13 protein-coding genes are annotated in these 17,832 nt (G+C 71.6%); all 13 read left to right on the plus strand.

Features of this window, described 5'->3' with window-relative positions; translation table 11 throughout:
- The coding region (locus FJ251_01470) for a M28 family peptidase (protein ID MBM4116399.1) at positions 1–2,159 on the plus strand (2,159 nt) is incomplete at its 5' end.
- Complete coding sequence (locus FJ251_01475; protein ID MBM4116400.1) at positions 2,131–3,351, plus strand: ABC transporter ATP-binding protein; 1,221 nt, start codon at positions 2,131–2,133, stop codon at positions 3,349–3,351. The genes FJ251_01470 and FJ251_01475, both read left to right, overlap by 29 nt.
- Positions 3,348–4,547, plus strand: a complete 1,200-nt coding sequence (locus FJ251_01480; GenBank protein ID MBM4116401.1) for an ABC transporter permease — start codon at positions 3,348–3,350, stop codon at positions 4,545–4,547. The genes FJ251_01475 and FJ251_01480 overlap by 4 nt, the downstream gene beginning before the upstream one ends.
- A 214-nt stretch (positions 4,548–4,761) precedes the next feature.
- Positions 4,762–5,874 carry a hypothetical protein gene (locus FJ251_01485; GenBank protein ID MBM4116402.1) on the plus strand — a complete coding sequence of 371 codons (1,113 nt, stop codon included), beginning with the start codon at positions 4,762–4,764 and terminating at the stop codon, positions 5,872–5,874.
- On the plus strand, positions 5,867–8,077 hold the full coding sequence (locus FJ251_01490; GenBank protein ID MBM4116403.1) for a thiolase domain-containing protein: 2,211 nt from the start codon (positions 5,867–5,869) through the stop codon (positions 8,075–8,077). The genes FJ251_01485 and FJ251_01490 overlap by 8 nt, the downstream gene beginning before the upstream one ends.
- Before the next feature lie 33 nt (positions 8,078–8,110).
- Positions 8,111–8,596: a hypothetical protein gene (locus FJ251_01495; protein ID MBM4116404.1), complete on the plus strand. Its 486-nt coding sequence runs from the start codon at positions 8,111–8,113 to the stop codon at positions 8,594–8,596.
- Positions 8,597–8,779: 183 nt separating this feature from the next.
- Positions 8,780–11,989 (plus strand): amidohydrolase family protein, encoded by a 3,210-nt coding sequence (locus FJ251_01500; protein MBM4116405.1) that lies wholly within the window; start codon positions 8,780–8,782, stop codon positions 11,987–11,989.
- Positions 11,989–12,987 carry a hypothetical protein gene (locus FJ251_01505; GenBank protein MBM4116406.1) on the plus strand — a complete coding sequence of 333 codons (999 nt, stop codon included), beginning with the start codon at positions 11,989–11,991 and terminating at the stop codon, positions 12,985–12,987. Before FJ251_01500 ends, FJ251_01505 begins: the two co-directional genes overlap by 1 nt.
- Positions 12,896–13,924 (plus strand): RluA family pseudouridine synthase, encoded by a 1,029-nt coding sequence (locus tag FJ251_01510; protein ID MBM4116407.1) that lies wholly within the window; start codon positions 12,896–12,898, stop codon positions 13,922–13,924. Before FJ251_01505 ends, FJ251_01510 begins: the two co-directional genes overlap by 92 nt.
- Positions 13,810–15,537, plus strand: a complete 1,728-nt coding sequence (locus tag FJ251_01515) for a hypothetical protein (GenBank protein ID MBM4116408.1) — start codon at positions 13,810–13,812, stop codon at positions 15,535–15,537. Before FJ251_01510 ends, FJ251_01515 begins: the two co-directional genes overlap by 115 nt.
- Entirely contained in the window at positions 15,534–16,247 is a 714-nt protein-coding gene (locus tag FJ251_01520) for a hypothetical protein (protein ID MBM4116409.1), read from the plus strand. Before FJ251_01515 ends, FJ251_01520 begins: the two co-directional genes overlap by 4 nt.
- 19 nt (positions 16,248–16,266) lie before the next feature.
- Positions 16,267–16,920 (plus strand): cobalamin-binding protein, encoded by a 654-nt coding sequence (locus FJ251_01525; protein ID MBM4116410.1) that lies wholly within the window; start codon positions 16,267–16,269, stop codon positions 16,918–16,920.
- A 2-nt stretch (positions 16,921–16,922) separates the two neighbouring features.
- Complete coding sequence (locus FJ251_01530) at positions 16,923–17,822, plus strand: methionine synthase (protein ID MBM4116411.1); 900 nt, start codon at positions 16,923–16,925, stop codon at positions 17,820–17,822.
- Positions 17,823–17,832 lie beyond the last annotated feature (10 nt).

Raw genomic sequence — 17,832 nt, forward strand, 5'->3', positions numbered from 1 at the left:
TCGCCTGGGAAGCCGTCCGCCTGCTGCGCGAGCTGGGACTCGTCCCACGCCGCACGCTGCGCCTGGTTCTCTTCGCGGACGAGGAGCAGACCCAGGCCGGCGCCAAGGCCTACGCCGCCGCCCACGCGGAGGAGCTGGCCTGCCATCGCGCGGCGCTCGAATGCGACTCGGGGGGCTTTCGGCCCGTCGGCTTCCGGGTGGAGGCCGACTCGCTCACGGTCCTGCGCCTGCGCGACCTCGCGGCCCCGCTGCTGGCGCTCCTGGACGCGGCCGACATCGGGCCCGGCGGCAGCGGCGTCGACGTTTCCACTCTCGTCGAGCAGGGGGTGGTCGGCATCGGGCACCGGGTCGACTCGGCCCGCTACTTCGACTATCACCACAGCCCGGCCGACACCTTCGACAAGATCGACGGCAAGGCCCTCGCGCAGAACGTCGCCGCGGTGGCGATCATGGCCTACGCGCTGGCCGAGGAGCCGGGGCCGCCCTGCGCAGGCGCGGCCGCTGCCGGCTACGGCCAACCCAAGGGGGCCTGCGCGCGCGCTCAGGCGATGATCGCTGCGACCTCGGGGGCGAAGGCGATCCAGGCCGGCGCCACCGCGCTGCGGGCAGGCGGCAGTTCGGCCGACGCCGCCGTGACCATCGCGCTCGCGCAGACGGTGCTGTGCGCCGGCGCCTGGGACAGCTTCGCGGGCATGCTCTACGCGCTGCACTACGAGGCGGCGACCGGCGAGGTGGTGGCCCTCAACGCCGGCTTCGACATCCCGCGCGCGGAGACCGATCCGCTGTCGATCCCGCGCGCGCCGACCCCGAGCGGTCGCACGGCGCTGGTCGGCGGGTTCACCGCCGGCCTCGACTCGCTGCACGGCCGTTTCGGCCGGCTTCCCTGGTCGACCCTGGTGCAGCCGGCGATCGCGCTGGCCGACACGGGCTTCGTGGTCGACGCCTTCCTGGCGCGGATCCTGAAGGCGCGCGAGGCCCTGCTGTCGCGCACCGAGGCCGCCCGCGCCATCTTCCTGCGCGAGGGCCGCCTGCCGGTCGCCGGGGACCGCCTTCAGCAGACGACCCTGGCCGCGACGCTGCGCGCGCTGGCCGAGCTGCGTTCGGCGCCTTTCTACACCGGGGAGTGGGCCGCCCGCTGCGTCGACGCGGTGCGCGCGGAAGGCGGGCGCCTGACGGCGGAGGACCTGGCCGGGTACCGGGCGCGCTTCGAGCCGCCGCTGCGGATGGCCTACCACGGGTTCGCGCTGTCGACCCTGGGCGGCTCGGAGCTGGGTGGCGTCCAGCTGGTGGAGGGGCTCAACCTGCTCGCGCTGGCCGGGCTGCCGCGCGATCCGCACTACAGCCGCGATGCCGCGGCGCTGCACCGGTTCATCCAGGTGTGCCGGGCCGGCTACGTCCTCACCTACTCGCCCGTCTACCAGCCCGATCCCGGCCGGCCCCAGCCCATCCCCTGGATCGCCCCGGGCGCGCGGATCGAGCCCGCCCACGCCGCGGCGCTGTGGCAGCGGCTGCAGTCGCCGGGATGGGAAGCGAAGCTGGCGGCGGAGCTCTCGCCGCCACCGGCGCCGGCGAGCGGCGGCCACTCCGACTGCATCGTGGTGGTGGATGCGGCGGGCGACATCACGGTCCTGGTGCACTCGATCAACACCAGCCTGTGGGGCGCGACCGGCATCTTCGTCGATGGCGTGTCGATTCCCGACCCGGCGTCTTTCCAGCAGGACATGATGGCGCGCGCCGGAGCGGGGCAGCGGCTGCCCAACGTCGTCAACCCGGTCATCGCGCTGCGCGACGGCCAGCCGGTGCTCGCCGCCGGCGCCATCGGCAACGCGCTGCACGAGTGCATGCTGCAGGCCGTGGTCGACATCCTCGACTGCGGCCTCACCCCGCGGCAGTCGATGGCCATGCCCCGCTTCTGGGGGCCCTGGTGGGGCGGGGAGGCGAGCGAGTACGCCCGCCAGGCCATTGAAGCCGACGCCTTCGCCCCCGACGTCGTCGCCGGCGTCGAGGCGCTCGGGCAGCCCCTGCGGGCGATGACGGCCGCGGAGCGCCGCAGCCGGGTCAGCTACTGGGCCGCCATCCAGCTCGACCCCGCCACCGGATTGCGCTGCGCTGCGGCGCCGCCGGAATTCGATGGGCTGGTGGAGGTTCTCGGGCGCTGATCGCGACCGGGCCTGCCGCCAGCGCGCTCAGGCCGGCGCTCGCATTGACGCGTGCGGGAGCCGCACGCATACTCGATGCGACCCGAGAGATCCGCGGGGGCACGCCGATCGCGCGCAGCGAATCGCGGCCTCCAGCCAGGACTGGCAGGAGCAGATGCAGCGAGGCATTCCAGATGCGGCCGTCGACTCGCGCCGGACCGCCGCCGGCGACGGCGTGATCGTGACCGTGCAGTCGGCCGTCAAGCGCTTCGCGGCCGTCTCCGCGGTCGACGGCATCTCGTTCGCGGTGCGCCGGGGGGAGATCTTCGCGCTCCTCGGTCCCAACGGCGCCGGCAAGACGACGCTCGTGCGCATGCTCACGGGAGTTCTCCGGCCCGACGCGGGAACGATCGCCTACCAGGCGCTGCGCACTCCCGCGGCCGGCGAGTGGGCGCCGGCCGCGCCAAGTCCGGCGCCGCGCTCCTGGCCGCAGCCGGCCGACCTCGGCTATCTCCCCGAAGATCGGGGCCTGTACAAGGACCTGCCCATCCTGCGCACGCTCGTCTACTTCGGGCAGCTGCGCGGACTCCCCCGGCCCGCGGCCGAAGCGGCCTCGCGCGAATGGCTGCGCCGCCTGGGTCTGGCCGAGCGCGCGGGGGAGAAGCTCGACGCCCTGTCCAAGGGCAATCAGCAGAAGGTGCAGTTCATCGCCGCCATCGTGCACCGTCCGCTCTTCGCCGTGCTCGACGAACCGTTCTCCGGCCTCGATCCCGTGAACCAGGAGGCCTTCCTCGATCTCCTGCGCGAGCTGCGCGCGGAGGGCATGACGATCCTGCTCAGCGCGCACCAGATGCAGCTCGTGGAGCGCGTGGCGGATCGCGTCCTGCTCATGGACGCCGGGCGCGAGGTGCTCGCGGGCACCCTGTCCGAGCTCCGCCAGCGGGCGGGCGCGAGCCGAAGGATCGTCTTTCGCCTGCGCGGGGAGGCGCCGGAAGGAGCGCTCGCCGATCTGCCGGCCGTCCGCGCGGTGGAGCGGCCGGCGCCCGACGAGCTGGCGGTCGTCCTCGGCGACGGGGCTTCGCTCGGCGCTTTCCTGGCCGGGGTCGGCGGGCGGCTCGACATCCTCGACGTGCGTTCCGAGCAAGCGACCTTGCACGACATCTACGTGCAGGCGATCACGGGGCGCGGCGGCGGCAGGGAGGCCGCGCAGTGAATCAGACGCGACTGGTCTGGACGGTGGCGGGCTGGGAGTTCCGGCGCTTCTTCAAGCTCCGCGATCAGCTCCTCTCGCTGCTCGTCGGCGTCGGCATCGGGCTCGCCTTCTACGGGGTGACGAAGCTCATCAACCGCGGCGATGCCGCGCCCGTTCGCCTCGCAGTGATGCACGGCGAGTCGCTGCCGCTCACCCCGGCCCCGGGGAGCCGGCTCCGGCTCGAGGCCGCGCGGGAGCGGGGCGAGCCGGAGCTGCGGGACGCGGTCGCGCGCCGGGCGATCGATGGGCTCCTGATCCTGGACGGACTCGAGCGCGCCGAGCTGATCGTTCCCCGGGAGCCGCCCTGGCGCGCGGAGCTCTTCGAGCTCCTCACCGCGGCCCGGCGGCAGGCCGCCCTGCAGGCGGCGGCCCTGTCCCCGGCGGACCTGGCGCACATCCTGGCGCCGGTCGATCTCACGGTCAGCTTCCAGGACTCCGGCGCGCGCCCTTCGAGCAAGGCCGCGAAGCTGACGGCGGGGATCCTCATCGGGCTCATGATCTCGGCCATCTATCTCGGCTTCGCGTACTTCTTCACCGCGATCACCGGCGAGAAGCAGCTGCGGGTCACCGAGCAGGTCGTGTCGGCGATCAGGCCGCAGACCTGGATCGACGGCAAGCTCCTCGGCATCACGGCCACCGCATTCCTGGGCACGATCGGCTTCGGGCTCACGGTCGTGATCACCGTCCTCGTGCCGCGGCTGCTGGCGGGACAGCCCCTGGCGCTGCCGACCCTGGAGCCGGCAGCGACCCTGCTCTTCGCCCTCTTCTCGATCCTCGGGGTCCTGTTCTGGAACTGCTTCTTCGCCGCCGTCGCGGCGACGATCAACGATCCCAACACCTCGTCTCGCTCCACGGTGATGCTCTTGCCGTTCATCCCCGTGGCCCTGGCGTTCTTCGCCCTCGGCAAGCCCGACTCCCCGATCCTGCGCATTCTGAGTGTGCTCCCCGGGACCTCCTCCGCGGTGCTGCCGGCTCGGCTCGTCCTGGGCTCGGTGCCGGCGGTCGAGATCGTGCTCGCGCTTCTCCTGCTGGCCGGCGGCATCGTGCTGCTCCGCCGGCTGGCGGGGCGGATCTTCGCGGTGGCGATGCTCATGTACGGCAAGGAGCCCTCGTGGCGGGAGATCCTGCGCTGGGCGCGGGAGGCACGCGACGTGTGAGCGCGCGCCTCCCCGGCAGCGCGGGCGCCGCTGCCGTTGCCCCGCATTCAGCTAAGCAGCAAGAAGCTGCGCATCTCGCTTGGACTCGCCCGCATCGTGGCGTTCGCCGCTGCCGAGCGGGCCCGTCGCGTTGACAGTATTCACCTGCTGACCTATGATCGCACGCGGCCGATAATCCGTACGGACCTGGGTTTGCACAGACAAGGAGCGAATCATGGGTGTTGTCGTCATGGGCGTCGGCATCTGCGGAGCTTTTCCCACCTCGAGTGGGCTGTCGTACCGGGAGCTGATCGCCAAGGCGGCGATGGCCGCCTATGAAGAGGCGGGAGTCACCGCGGAACAGATCGAAGGCGCCGTCAGCTGCGAAGAGGACTTCATCTCGGGTTACTCGATCGCCGATGAGTACACCCCGGATCAGTTGGGCATGGTCCGCAAGCCCGTCTACACGATCAACGGGGACTTCACGCACGGCATCTGTTCGGCCGTCATGCAGATCCAGACCGGGCGCTTCAAGCTCCTCGTCGTGGAGGGCTACAGCAAGGCCTCGAACCTGCTGACCAAGGACGAGATCCTGCACTTCGCGCTGGATCCCACCTACAACCGCTTCGGTCTGTCGCCGCACTACCTGGCCGGCATCGAGATGCAGCAGTTCGTCCAGAACTCCGTCTTCTCGGCCGCCGACGTCGCGGAGATCGCCGCGCGCAGCCGCCGCCGCTGCCTGGGCAATCCCCTGGCGCCCTACGGCGAGAAGCTGAGCACGGCGGACGTGCTGGGCAGTCGCCCGCTGGCCACGCCGGTCACGGAGCTGATGGTCGCGCGCCCCGCCGACGCCGCCGTGATCGTGGTCCTGGGCAGCGAGGAGGTCGCCCTGGAGACGGCGTCCAAGCCGGTCTACATCTCCGGCACGGGCTGGGCATCGGGCAACTCGATCATCGAGCGGCGCGCCCACTACGTGTCCAGGGGCACCCAGCTTGCGGCGCAGACGGCCTACGCGGAGGCCGCGATCACCGCGCCCGAGTCCGAGCTGGATCTGGCCTATGTGGCGGACCTCTACGCCCACCGGCAGCTCATGCACATGGAGGCCCTGGGGCTCGGCCCGGAGTTCCTGCCCTTCATCAATCCCGACGGCGGCGCCCAGGGCATGGGCGACCTCTTCGAGGCCACGGGCGGCGCGCGCTTCTACGACGCGGTCCGGCAGCTGCGCGGCGAGGCGGGCGCCCATCAGGTCGAGGGCGCCAAGACCGCGCTGGTCCACGGCTGGCGCGGCCTGCCCACGGATTCCTGCGCCGTGGTCATCCTCGACGCGAACGGAGGCAGCCATGAGTAATCGAGTCGCAGTGATCGGCGCGGGCATGACCAAGTTCGTCCGTCGCGCCAAGGAGACCCCCGGCGAGCTGGCCGCTCAGGCCGTGCAGATGGCGCTGGCGGATGCTGGGCTCACGATCGACGACATCGACGCGGTCTGCCTGGGCACGGCGCCCGATGCCTTCGACGGCGTCCACATGAACGGCGAGCACCTGATCGCCGGCGCCGGCGCCGTCGGCAAGCCCTACCTGCGGCACTTCGTCGGCGGCGGCACCGGCGTGTTCAGTCCGATCCACGGCTGGATGCACGTCGCTTCCGGCAAGTACAAGACCTGCCTGGTCGTTGCCGAGGAGAAGATGTCGCCCTGCGTCCCGCACCCGGCCGGCGCCTTCCTGACGATCTTCGACCACACCACCGAGCAGCCCCTGGAGCTGACGCTGCTGCACATCTTCGGCATCGAGATGTGCCGCTTCATGCACATCTACGGCTACAGCGAGCGGGACCTGGCGGAGATCTCGGTGCTCTGCAAGGGCAACGCCCTGCACCACCCGGCCGCTCAGGTCGCCGAGAAGATCACCGTCAAGGACGTCCTTTCCTCGCCGGTGCTCTCCTGGCCGGTCAAGCGCCGGGACATCAGCCCGACGTCCGACGGCGCCGTCGCCATCGTCCTCTGCAACGAGCGCGTGGCGCGCACGCACTCGAAGGCGCCCGTCTTCATCGACGGCGTCGGCTTCCGCCTGGAGACCGCCTACTGGTGCACGCGCGACCTGGCCTATCCGAACTACGTGGCGATGGCGGCCCAGGACGCCTATGCGATGGCCGGCATCACCAAGCCGGACACGGAGATCGACATCTACGAGCCCTACGACCCCTTCAATTACAAGGCCCTGCACCACATGAACGCCCTGCTTCTGGACAAGTCGGGCCGCAAGGTGCGCGAGCTCTTCGACGCCGGCGCATTTGCGCGCGACGGCAGCCATCCGATCTGCCCCTCGGGCGGCGCGCTGGGCGTGGGCAATCCGATCGCCGCCACGGGCCTGATGAAGATCGCCGAGCTGTACTTCCAGCTCTCCGGCCAGGCCGGCAAGCGGCAGGTCGCCAAGAGCGCCCACCGCGGTGTGGCGCAGGCCTGGGGCGACTTGATGCAGGTCGGCACCGTCGTGGTCATGTCCTCCGAGGGCGCGCTGCCGTCGGGGCACGGCCGCTGGGGCGCGATGACCGCGAAGGACCTGCCGGCGACGCCGCTCAAGCAGGTGCAGGACGTGCCGCACATCGCCTACAAGCCCGACCTGCGCTACTCCTACGACAACGGCTACGCGCTGACGAGCTATCTGGAAGGGTTCAAGCAGGGCGCCCTGCGCGGCTCGCGCTGCACGGGTTGCGGGCGCATCATGATTCCCCCGCGGTCCTTCTGCGAGCTCTGCAATCTGCAGCCGGTGCACGACTACTGCGAGCTGCCCGACACGGGCACGGTGCAGACCTACACGCTGTCGCACGTGAACTGGGACTCCTCGCCCCTGCCGAGGGGACGGGTGGACGTCTTCGCGGTGATCGCCATCGACGGCGCGGCGCCCGAGATGGGTTTGGTGCACAGGCTGGGCGAGGTGAGCGCGAAGGACGTGAAGATCGGCATGAAGGTCAGGGCAGTCTGGAAGGACGCGAAGGACCGGGAAGGCTCCGTGCTGGACATCAAGTACTTCCGGCCGCTGGGGACCCGGGAGAGAAACCTGCGCACCGTCAAGCCGATCAAGCCCGCGGAGATCGACGCCGCGTCGGCCAAGTCGTTCCCGGGCAGGATCCCCATGGAGTACCTCTACACGGCCGGGCTGGGCGGCAGCCGCTTCTACGCCGATCTGGCCAAGGGCAGGCTCAGCGGCACCTGGTGCTCGCACTGCGAGGCCGTGCACGTGCCGCCGACGGCCTTCTGCGAGTTCGGCATGGTGCTGCTCGACGTGGACAAGCAGGCGCGCGCGGTCAATGTGGCGTCGGGCGTCGTGCTGTCCTTCACCGAGGTCCATGAGGACCGTTCCGGGCATCTGCTGGACGCGCCCGTCGTCGTCGCGCAGGTGGGCTATCCGGGCACCGTCGGCAGCCTGTTCGGCGTCCTGGAGCTGCGCAAGGGCCAGGCGGCCCAGGTCGGCGCGGCGGTGGAGCTGGTGCCGACGGGCAAGAAGGTCGGCCCCGAGCACGTCAAGTTCCGGCTGAAGGCGGCGCGGCGCAAGTAGGCGCGCGCAGCGTACCGTCAAGGGAGGATCCGCATGCCAGAAGCACTGCGCGTTGTCGCCCATTTCGGCGATGGCAGCGTCATCAAGGGCAACACCTGGGACTTCAATCCCACGGGTCAGTTGTTCCACCTGTTCCCGATCGGCAGCACCGAGGCGCGCGAGGTTCGCTGCGACCAGCTCAAGGCGCTCTACTTCGTCAAGACCTTCGAGGGCGACCGCGAGCGACCCAAGCTCCAGGGCTTCCTTGCGGCCCCACCCGAGACCTCCAAGGGCAAGAAGGTGGCGGTGCTCTTTCGCGATGGCGAACTCGAGTGCGGCTACTCGCTGACCTACAACCCGACGCGCAGCGGCTTCTTCCTCTTCCCGGCGGACAGCGGCAGCAACAACATCCGCGTCTTCGTCATGGTGGCATCGGCAGCGGAGATCAAGGCCGGCCCGGCGGCCGATGCCCTCGCGGCGCAGGTGCTCGCGGGCCAGGCGGGCGCGGCGAAGGGCCCTGCCAAGAAGCCCTCCGCCTAGGCGCGCTCCGCGCAGCGGTCGCGCAGCCCCGCCGGGGATTCGGCGAGATCGATCGCGTGGTCGCCCCCGCCGCCCTCAGCAGGGCGCTCGCGTTGACAGGCGCGCGAGCCGGACGCATACTTGGCGCCGCCGATTTCCCTCTACAGCGCCGTTGCCGCGCCATCCGCGCCTTCGGAGGCCCGCATGTTCCGCTTCATCCGCCGCGCGCTCCTGCACTGTCTCGCCCTCGCCGCTCCGCTCGCCGCGCCCGCTCTCGCCGGCGACGACCATCCCCAAGAGCAGAGGTGGTCGGTCGAGGATCCCGAGGGCGACTGGGACTGGCAGGAGGTGGCGATCGACGTCGAGGAGGGCACCTGGATGTCGGTGGACGTCTCGCCCGACGGGCGCACGCTGGTCTTCGACCTGCTCGGCGATCTCTACACGCTGCCGATCGCGGGTGGCGAGGCAAAGGCGATCACCACGGGCCTGGCCTGGGACGAGCAGCCGCGCTGGTCGCCGGACGGCGCCTCGATCGCCTTCACCTCGGACCGCGGCGGCGCCGACAACCTCTGGATCGTGGATCGCGACGGCGCGAACCCGCAGCAGGTGAGCAAGGAGAGCTATCGCCTCCTGAACAGTCCCGCCTGGTCGCCCGACGGCGAGTGGATCGCCGCGCGCAAGCACTTCACCAAGTTCCGCTCGGCCGGCGCCGGCGAGATCTGGCTCTATCACCGCACGGGCGGCGCCGGGCTGCAGCTCACCGAGAAGCCGAACGACCAGAAGGACCTGGGCGAGCCGGCCTTCTCGCCCGACGGCCGCTACCTCTACTTCAGCCAGGACGCGACGCCGGGGGACCACTTCGAGTACAACAAGGACGCGAACGGGCAGATCTACGTCATCCGCCGCCTCGATCGCGAGACGGGCGAGATCGTCGACTGGGTGACCGGCCCCGGCGGCGCGATCCGGCCGACGCCCGCGCCCGACGGCAAGCGGCTCGCCTTCATCCGCCGCGTGCGCTTCCAATCGACGCTCTTCGTGCAGGACCTCGCCTCGGGCGCCGAGCGCGCGCTCTGGTCCGGTCTCGACCGCGACCTCCAGGAGATCTGGGCGATCCACGGCGTCTACCCGCAGATGGCCTGGACGCCCGACGCGCAGGCGATCGTCGTCTGGGCGGGCGGCAAGCTGTGCAAGGTGGACGCCGAGACCGGCGCCGTGGCGACGATCCCCTTCCACGTGCAGTCGACGCGCAAGGTGGCGACGGCGCTGCGCTATCCGGTCGCCGTTGCTCCCGAGACCTTCCGCCCGACGATGCTGCGCGGCGTCGAGGTGGCGCCCGATGGGAAGTCGGTCGTTTTCGAGACGCTGGGCCGGCTCTGGATTCGCCCCTTGCCCGCGGGCCAAGCGCGGCGGCTGACGCGGCAGGAGAGCCACATGGAGGCCTTTCCCGCCTTCTCGCGCGACGGCAAGTGGATCGTCTACGCCAGCTTCGACGACCAGGCGCTGGGGGCGATCCGCGTCGTCCCCGCGGCGGGCGGCGAGGGCAAGGTGCTCACCCCCGAGCCCGGCCACTACTTCGAGCCCTGCTTCTCGCCCGACGGCAAGACCGTCGTCTACCGCAAGGCGGAAGGCAACTGGCTGCGCTCGCGCGAGTGGGGGCGGGCGCCCGGCATCTACGCCGTCGCGGGGGCGGGCGGCACGCCGGTGCTGGTGACCAAGTCCGGCCAGGCCCCGCACTTCGGCGCCGACCCGCGGCGCGTCTTCCTGCTGCGCGAGGGCGAGGAGGACAAGCGCGCGCTCGTTTCCCTCGAGCTCGACGGTTCCGACGAGCGCAGGCACGCGAGCTCCGCCGCGGCGGTCGAGTTCCGCGTCTCGCCGGACGGCAGGTGGCTCGCCTTCGCCGAGCGCTACCAGGTGTTCGTCACGCCCTTCGTGCCCACGGGGAGGAGCGTCGAGATCGGCCCCAAGGCTGACGCCATGCCGCTCGCCAAGGTGGCGCGCGATGCCGGCGACAACCTGCGCTGGTCGGGCGACTCGCGGCGGCTGCACTGGTCGCTGGGGCCGCAGCTCCTCACGCGCGACCTCGCGGATTCCTTCGCCTGGCTCGCCGGTGCGCCGGAGCCGCTCCCCGCGCCCGCGGCGGAGGGAATCGATCTCTCCTTCGACGTGCCCTACGGCAAGCCGGCGGGCACGATCGCGCTCGTCGGCGGGCGGCTCGTCACCATGCGCGAAGGCGAGGTGATCGAGGACGGTGTCGTGGTCGTCAGGGGCAATCGCATCGCGGCTGTCGGCCGGCGCGGCGAAGTGACGGTGCCGGTCGGGGCGAAGACCATCGACATCGCGGGCGCCACGGTCATCCCGGGTCTCGTCGACGTGCACTGGCACGGCGCCTTCGGCTCCGACCTCTGGATCCCCGAAGAGAGCTGGGAGCTCTACGCCAACCTCTGCTACGGGGTCACCACGGCGCACGACCCCTCGAACGACTCGCGCGAGGTCTTCGCCGCCGCCGACCTGCAGAAGGCGGGGAGGATCGTCGCCCCGCGGGTGTTCTCGACAGGCACCATCCTCTACGGTGCGATGGGCGCCTACCGCGCCGAGATCGACTCGCTTGGCGATGCGCGCGCGCACCTGCGGCGGATGCAGGCGATGGGCGCCATCACGGTGAAGAGCTACAACCAGCCGCGGCGCGAGCAGCGCCAGCAGGTGCTGGCCGCTGCGCGCGAGCTCGGGATGATGGTCATTCCCGAGGGCGGCGCGCTCTTTCCGGCCGTGATGACGATGGTCGTCGACGGCCATACCGGCATCGAGCACGCGCTCCCGCAGGGTGCGATCTACGACGACGTCGAGCAGCTCTGGGGCGGCACCGCGGTCACCTACACGCCAACCCTCGGCGTCGCCTACGGCGGGCTCGACGGGGAGCACTACTGGTACGCGCACACCGAGGTCTGGAAGGAGCAGCCGCTGGCGAGTTTCGTGCCGCGACCGCTGCTCGACGCCCGCGCGCGCCGGCGCCAGCTCGCGCCCGCTGAGGAGTGGAATCACATCAAGGCGGCCGAAGTGGCGAAGGCGCTGCTCGATGCCGGCGTGTCGGTGCAGCTCGGCGCCCACGGCCAGCGCGAGGGGCTCGCCGCGCACTGGGAGCTGTGGAGTTTCGTCCAGGGCGGCATGACGCCGCACGAGGCGCTGCGCTGCGGAACACTTGCCGGCGCGCAGTACGTGGGGCTGGACGGGGACCTGGGGTCGATCGAGGCCGGCAAGCTCGCCGACCTCGTCGTCTTGGGCGCCGATCCGCTCGCGGACATCCGCAACTCGACCCAGCTCCGCTACGTGATGGCGAACGGGCGCCTCTACGACCCGCAGACGATGAACGAGCTCGCGCCCGAGCCGCGGACGCGGGGAAGGTTCTGGTGGGAGTGATGCGTTCGCGGCAGATCCTCGCCTTCGCTGTCCTGGTAGCCGGGTCGACGACCGGCCAGGCGCAAGGCCAGGAGCAGTGGGCGATCTCCGCGGCGGCTGTCTTTCCGGGCGGCGCGCCGGCGAATCCTGATATTGCGGAGGTCCTGCGGCGGCTGGAGAGCCCGGCCGGGGAGGGCGCGCCCGTCAGCGCGGAGGAGTTCCTCGCCTATTGCGACCAGGCCGGTCCCCTGGTCGACCGCAAGGCGCTCTTCCGCTATGCCGTGCCCGGCAGCAAGCGCAATCAAGATCGGGAGCATGCCGAGTTCGTGCGCAGCCTGATGCAGGCGGAGCAAGTGCAGGCCGGCACCGACTTCCTGCAGGAGCACGACGCGCTGCTGCGGGCGGCGGAAGCGCGCTACGAGGTCGCCCCGCAGGACATCGTGGCGATCCTGATGTGGGAGTCCGGGCTGGGGCGCCACGTGGGTCGCCATCGCGTCTTCGATGTGCTGCTCGGCCAGCTGCTCTATCTCGAGCCGGCGATGCGGGTTGCCCGCGAGGAGCAGCGCGCCATCGACGGGCCGGGGACCCTCGAAGCAACGACGCCGAAGGAGCAGGCTCATCGCATCCAGAAGCTGACCCGGCGAGCGGTCACCAATCTGGTCGCGCTCGTGCGGTTGGCCAAGGCCAAAGGGCCCCATCCCACGCTCATGCTGGGATCCTGGGCTGGGGCGATCGGCTATCCCCAGTTCATGCCGGCCTCGTTCCGGCACGCCGCGGATGGCGATGGCGACGGAGTCATCGACCTCAATCACTGGCCAGACGCCGTCTTCAGCGTGGCGAGTTACCTGCAGGCCAATGGCTACGGTCCGAGCGCCGCGGCCAGAAGGCGGGGCATCTTCCGCTACAATCCGATCGATTCCTACGCGGATGGCGTCTTGCGCTACGCCAACGCGATCCGGGAGCGCGCCACGCGCGCCTCCGACGCGCCTGATCGCCCGGGAGCGAGTGGCGCCGACTGAGGAAGGACCGCGATCCACCTTGAATCGGGGCTACACCTACACCGAACGGATCGACGCCCGCGGCGCCGGGCGCCCGCTGCTCGAGCACCTCGCGTGGCGCTACCCGCACGGCAGTGCTGCCCAGTGGCGGGAGCGCATCGCAGCGGGGCAAGTTCGGGTCAACGGAGATCCGGCCACGCCTGACACAGCACTCGCGTCCGGCGACACGGTCACCTGGGCGCGGCCGCCCTGGGTGGAACCCGCGGCGCCGCTCAGCTACGAGATCCTGTACGAGGACGCCGGCTTCGTCGCCGTCGCCAAACCCATCGGCCTGCCGACCCTGCCCGGCGGGGGCTACCTCGAGCACACGCTGCTCGCGCTCGTTCGCCAGCGCTTCCCCGCTGCCTCGCCGCTGCACCGGCTCGATCGCGGGGCTTCGGGCGTCGTCCTCTTCACGAGAAAGGCCGCCGCGGCGCGCGCGATCGCGCTGGCCTGGCGGGAAGGGCGCGTCCGCAAGGTCTACCGCGCACTCGTCGCCGGCAGTCCCACGGAGGATTCCTGCCTGATCGAGATGCCGATCGGGCGCGTTCCGCATCCGATGCTCGGTGCGGTCTACGCCGCGCATCCCGCGGGTCTGGCCGCGCGCAGCGAGCTGTGCGTGCTGGAGCGAAGGGAAGGGGAGAGTCTCGTCGAGGTGGGCATTGCGACCGGCCGGCCGCATCAGATTCGCATCCACCTGGCGGCCGCCGGGCATCCGCTCGTGGGGGAGCCGCTCTACGCCGCGGGCGGCGGCCTGCGCGAGGATGCCGCTCGCCCCGGCGCGCCGGGCTACCTGCTCCACGCTTGCCGCCTCGCCTTCGCGCATCCGGAGACGGGCGAGCCCGTGGACATCCGCTGTCCGCCGCCGCGGGCGCTCCTAAGCGCAACGGAACGGGGCGCGCGCGGCCGCGCGGGCTAGATGCGCGCGGCCGCTTGCGACCCCCAGGCGGACACTCGCCCCGGCCGGCATCCTGCCCCCTGAGCAAGCGCTGGCATCCGAGCGGTTCGGGTGCTAGGCTCGCCGCGCTTGCGGGGCGCTGGGGCGCCCCGGCCGGCAAGGGGGGCCAGCGCGTGAGACCCGGACTGCGACTGCTCGACGACAGCCTGATCGGCCGCATCCTCGACGAGGCGAGGGAGATCCTCGCCAAGCTCGGCATGGAGATCCACAACGAGGGCCTGCTCGACCGCCTGGCCGCGCACGGGGCTGCGGTCGATCGCGCCACGCGGCGCGTCCGCTTCCCCGCCAGCGTGATCGATCGCGGTCTCCAGACGGCGGCTCCGGCCTTCAAGCTCTACGATGTGCTGGGGGAAGAGGCCTGCGATTTCGCGGGTGACAAGGTCCACTTCACACCGGGCTCGGCCGCCATCAACGTCCTGGACGCGCACAGCGGCGAGATGCGGCCGCCGACGACGGTCGACTACGTCGACTTCGTGAAGCTCGTCTCCCGCCTGCCGCATCTGGCCTCCCAGGCCACGGCCTTCATCCCCGCCGACGTACCCGAAGGCGTGTCCGATTCCTACCGACTCTTCCTCAGTCTGCTTTACGGCGAGAAGCCGGTCGTCACCGGCGCCTTCACGATCGCGTCCTTCGCCCTCATGCGCGACCTCCAGCTCGCCGTGCGCGGCTCCGCGGCGGCGCTCGCCGCGAAGCCGCTGACCGTGTTCAGCGTCTGCCCAACCGCCCCCCTCAAGTGGAGCGACGTCACCAGCCAGAACCTCGTCGACTGCGCCGAGCTGGGCGTCCCCGTCGAGTACATCTCGATGCCGCTCACCGGCTTCATGTCCCCGGTCACGCTGGTGGGCGCGCTGGTCCAGCACACCGCCGAAACGCTCAGCGGCGTCGTGATGACGCAACTGGTCCGCCCCGGCGCCCCCGCGCTCTACGGCGGCTCGCCCGCGGCCTTCGACCTCCGCTACGAAACCACGCCGATGGGAGCGGTCGAGACCCAGATGATCGACTGCGCCTACTGCGAGATCGGGAAGTACCTCGGTCTGCCCACCCAGGCCTACATCGGTCTCAGCGACGCCAAGCGCCTCGACGCCCAGGCGGGCGCGGAGACGGCGATGGGCGCCACCCTCGCCGCGCTCGCCGGCATCAACAACGTCAGCGGGCCGGGCATGCTGGACTTCGAGAGCTGCCAGAGCCTGGAGAAGCTGGTCCTGGACAACGAGCTCTGCGGTCTGGCGCTGCGCCTCACGCGCGGCATCGAGCCCAGGGAGGACTTCCCGGCGCTGCCCCGCTTCGAGGAGCTGCTCGCCGAGGGCCACCTGCTCATCTCCACGCACACCCGGCGCCACCTGCGCGCGGAGCACTACTTCCCGGGCCCCGTCATCGACCGCGCCAATCGCTCCCGCTGGCGGGAGGAGGGCGGCCTCTCGCTGGACGCGCGCGCCCGCCGCGAGGTCGCAGCCCACCTGGCCGCCTACGCGCCCTCGCGCCTGCCGCAGGAGACGAAGGCCGAGTTGATCCGCCTGATGACGGCCGAGGCCGCCCGCTTCGGCCTCGCCAGGCTGCCGGAGCGCCCGGCATGAGAAAGGTCTTCGGGTTCACCGCCGCCGAGTTCGTGCCGGCGCCGGAGGCGGTGCTGCGCGCCCAGGGCGTGAAGCGCGATCGGGCGGCGGACCCGCGCACGGCCGGGCTCTGCACCGAGGCCCTCGGACTCCTGGAGGGACTCGCGCGGCCGACCGGTCTCCTCCAGGAGCTCTCCCGCGCGGACTTCGCCGCGGTCTACTGCGGCGAGGGTCGCAATGCCGAGCGCTCGCCGCTGGCCGAGATCGCTCCCCGCGCGGAGCGCCTGGCGCTCTTCGCCCTGACGCTGGGCGCCCCGGTCACCGAGCGCATCGCATCGCTCTTCGCCGCCGGCGACTTCGCCCTGGCCGCCATGCTCGACGCCGCGGCCTCGGAGAGCGCCGAGCTGATCGCCGATTCGCTGCAGCGGAACTACGCCCGCGCCCTTGGCGAGACAGGCGGCCTCAACGGCCAGACGCGGCTTCTGCGCTACAGCCCTGGCTACTGCGGCTGGCACCTCAGCGGCCAAGGCGCGCTCTTCGCCGCACTGCGGCCGGCGGCGATCGGCATCACCCTGCGCGAGAGCTACCTCATGGAGCCGCTGAAGTCGATCTCGGGGGTGATCGTGGCGGGGCCGGGGGCCATCCACAGCTTCGCGGACGACTATCCCTTCTGTGCCGACTGCGACACGCGGGGATGCCGCCAGCGGATTCGAACCATCCTGCAATCCTAGACATCCAGGGAGGGCGAGCATGGAGATCCTGGAACGCGTCGCGGCCGAGTTGATGGCGGGCGAGGACGAGCGGACGGCGACGGCGGTCGCCGCGGCGATCGCGGCCGGGACGCCACCCGGGCGGATTCTCGACGAGGGCCTCATCGCCGGGATGAACGCGATCGGCCAGCGCTTCCGCGCGCACGAGATCTTCCTGCCCGACGTGCTGCTCGCGGCCAGGGCGATGTACGCCGGGCTGGGGCTCCTCAAGCCCCTGCTCGAGCAGGCCGGCGTGCCCGGGCGCGGCAAGGTGGTCATCGGCACGGTGCAGGGCGACCTGCACGACATCGGCAAGAACCTCGTGGGCATCATGCTGCGCGGCGCCGGCTACGAGGTGATCGACCTCGGCAGCGACGTCGCCCCCGAGCGCTTCGTCGCCACGGCGAAGGCCGAGGGGGCGGGCTTGATCGGCATGTCCGCGCTGCTCACGACGACGATGCCCGTGATGGGCAGGGTCGTCGAGCTGCTGCGGGCGGAAGGCCTGAGCGGCAAGATCAAGGTGGTCGTGGGCGGTGCGCCGCTGTCGGCGGCCTTCGCCGCGGAGATCGGGGCGGATGCCTACGCCTTCGACGGCGCCAACGCGGTGCAGACGGTGGAGGCCCTGCTCCGCGGCGCCGGTGCGGGGCAGCGCTGAGGATGCGCGGCCTCGGCGAGCGCCTGGCGGCGGGCGAGGTCCTGATCGGCGATGGCGCCCTGGGCACGCAGCTCATCGAGCGGGGAATGGGACCCGGGTCCTGCCCCGAAGCCCTGAGCCTGTCCCACCCCGACTGGCTCGAGGCGATCGCCCGCGCCTACGCCGCGGCCGGGGCCGACCTCGTCGTCACCAACACCTTCGGCGCTTCGCCCCAGAAGCTGGCCGCCTACGGCCTCGCCGACCGGCTCGAGGAAATCGTGGCTGCTGCCGTGGCCGCCGCCCGGCGCGGCGCTGGCGCGCGCGCGGCCGTGTCCGGCAGCATCGGTCCCACGGGCAAGCTGCTGAAGCCCTACGGCGACACCGAGCCCGCGGCGCTGGCGGCGGGCTTCGCCCGGCAGGCCGCCGCCCTGGCCGCGGCGGGCGTCGACGCCTTCTCCATCGAAACGATGACGGACCTCGCCGAGGCTGTGCTCGCCGTCGCGGCCGCCAGAGAGGCCGCCCCGCAGCTGCCCATCCTTGCCACGATGACCTTCGACGAGACGCCGCGGGGCTTCTTCACGATCATGGGCGCGAGCGTGCCCGCCGCCGCCGCCGGCCTGGCCGCGGCGGGCGCGGCCGTCGTCGGCTCCAACTGCGGCAACGGCGCGGCGGCGATGGTGAAGGTGGCCCGCGAGTTCGTCGCCGCCACGCGGCTGCCCGTCATCATCCAGCCCAACGCCGGCCGGCCCGCGGTGGTGGGCGGGAAGACGATCTACGGCGAATCGCCCGCGTTCATGGCGGAGCGGGCGCGCGAGCTGCTGGACCTGGGCGTCCGGGTGGTCGGCGGTTGCTGCGGCACGACGCCCGAGCACATCCGGGCCCTCGCCGAGACCCGCGCGCGCTGGCTCAGCGCCCGCGCCTGAGTCGCCTTCC

This window comes from bacterium (assembly GCA_016873475.1).
In the GTDB taxonomy this organism is placed as follows: domain Bacteria; phylum Krumholzibacteriota; class Krumholzibacteriia; order JACNKJ01; family JACNKJ01; genus VGXI01.

Excerpts from the sequence above, each read along its gene's own strand:
- FJ251_01525 (MBM4116410.1), top strand. The coding sequence starts at position 16,267 with ATGGAGATCCTGGAACGCGTCGCGGCCGAGTTGATGGCGGGCGAGGAC.
- FJ251_01500 (MBM4116405.1), top strand. The coding sequence starts at position 8,780 with ATGTTCCGCTTCATCCGCCGCGCGCTCCTGCACTGTCTCGCCCTCGCC.
- FJ251_01485 (MBM4116402.1), top strand. The coding sequence starts at position 4,762 with ATGGGTGTTGTCGTCATGGGCGTCGGCATCTGCGGAGCTTTTCCCACC.
- FJ251_01530 (MBM4116411.1), top strand. The coding sequence starts at position 16,923 with ATGCGCGGCCTCGGCGAGCGCCTGGCGGCGGGCGAGGTCCTGATCGGC.
- FJ251_01520 (MBM4116409.1), top strand. The coding sequence starts at position 15,534 with ATGAGAAAGGTCTTCGGGTTCACCGCCGCCGAGTTCGTGCCGGCGCCG.
- FJ251_01510 (MBM4116407.1), top strand. The coding sequence starts at position 12,896 with ATGGCGTCTTGCGCTACGCCAACGCGATCCGGGAGCGCGCCACGCGCG.
- FJ251_01505 (MBM4116406.1), top strand. The coding sequence starts at position 11,989 with ATGCGTTCGCGGCAGATCCTCGCCTTCGCTGTCCTGGTAGCCGGGTCG.
- FJ251_01495 (MBM4116404.1), top strand. The coding sequence starts at position 8,111 with ATGCCAGAAGCACTGCGCGTTGTCGCCCATTTCGGCGATGGCAGCGTC.
- FJ251_01490 (MBM4116403.1), top strand. The coding sequence starts at position 5,867 with ATGAGTAATCGAGTCGCAGTGATCGGCGCGGGCATGACCAAGTTCGTC.
- FJ251_01475 (MBM4116400.1), top strand. The coding sequence starts at position 2,131 with ATGGGCTGGTGGAGGTTCTCGGGCGCTGATCGCGACCGGGCCTGCCGC.